This window comes from Streptococcus sp. GMD4S (assembly GCF_000296955.1).
Genome location: NZ_AJRE01000230.1, coordinates 1 through 1,369 on the forward strand (window position 1 = coordinate 1; position 1,369 = coordinate 1,369).

The window sequence follows — 1,369 nt, forward strand, 5'->3', positions numbered from 1 at the left end:
CTACAGCTAAAGGAACTTACGTAACAAACTTGACAATCACAACTACTCAAGGTGTTGGTATCAAGGTTGACGTAAACTCACTTTAATTAACAGATTTTTAAAAACGAGTACGAAAGTGCTCGTTTTTTTAGGTACGACGGACATTCCGTTCATCTGAGGTGTAAGTCCTCTGTGGGTACCATATACTAGTAAAGCCAAAAGTGATTCCCAAGCCTGACTATTGTGAGTAGCTGATCGAACGGCATTAGGATAGACTGTTTAAGTCTGACGTTGGAAATAAGAATCGGCAGAGAAAGAGATAGAGAAATCTTGGCTATACGAATAGGCACGTGATAGTAAAGCGTATATAGCGGATAAGAAGGCCAGCAACTCTAAAGTACAAATATGTAGGCGTAACCTATATGCGTAAACTACGTGAGCAATTGAATTCGAACTAGAGAGGTGATTAATAGATTTATGCTATAGTCATGGTAGCTTGTATGCTTTTGATTCTAGTTTATCAAATAATAGATTAGAATTGTCAGACAATATAATTTTATGTTATAATGAAGAAAAAATAGAGGTGTTCAAATGTCAGAAGCAGGTCATAAGTTTTTAGCAAAACTGGGGAAAAAACGCTTACGTCCAGGTGGAAAACGTGCTACAGATTGGTTAATTACGGAAGGAGGATTTTCAAAAGAAAAGAGAATACTAGAGGTTGCGTGCAATAGGGGAACTACAGCAATTGAGTTAGCACAGCGTTTTGGTTGTAAGATAACTGCTGTTGATATGGATGGACAAGCCTTAGAAGTGGCTAAAAAATCTGCTGAAACGGCAGGTGTTGGTCATTTGATCAGATTTGAAAGAGCAAATGCAATGAAACTTCCTTATGGAGATGCTAGTTTTGATATTGTTATAAATGAAGCTATGCTGACTATGCAAGCCGATCAAGCTAAGAAAAAATGTGTAATGGAGTATCTGAGGATTTTAAAACCTGAAGGTCTTCTTTTGACACATGATGTGCTTCTTAAGGAAGCTAAAGAGTCTGTCAGACAGGAATTGTCACAAGCAATTCATGTAAATGTAGGTCCTTTAACTCAAGATGGTTGGGAACAGGTGATGATAGAATCAGGTTATCGTGATGTGAAAATATTGACTGGTGAAATGACATTAATGAAATTATCAGGTATGATTTATGACGAAGGTTGGCTAGGAACTTTGAAAATTTGCGTAAATGCTTGTAAAAAGGAGAATAGAAAGCAGTTTTTAACTATGTATAAAATGTTTGCTAAGAATAAACAGAAATTGGGCTTTATTGCTATGGCTAGTTATAAATCGTCAAATCGTTAGATAATTATTGAAGTTAACTTTTCCTTTTTTCTTTCTTAAA

The 1,369-nt window shown here is 35.9% G+C and carries 1 protein-coding gene and 1 pseudogene; both read left to right on the forward strand.

Annotated elements, in window-relative coordinates:
• A pseudogene (locus GMD4S_RS13355) lies at window positions 1-86 on the forward strand (50S ribosomal protein L1); the annotation flags it as partial.
• Window positions 87-570: 484 nt separating this feature from the next.
• The gene (locus GMD4S_RS08925; protein ID WP_001287243.1) at window positions 571-1,329 is read left to right on the forward strand and encodes a class I SAM-dependent methyltransferase; all 759 of its coding nucleotides are present in this window, start codon (window positions 571-573) and stop codon (window positions 1,327-1,329) included.
• Window positions 1,330-1,369 lie beyond the last annotated feature (40 nt).

What these genes read in the sequence shown, in the direction of transcription:
- GMD4S_RS08925 (WP_001287243.1), top strand. Translation starts at nt 571, where the DNA reads ATGTCAGAAGCAGGTCATAAGTTTTTAGCAAAACTGGGGAAAAAACGC.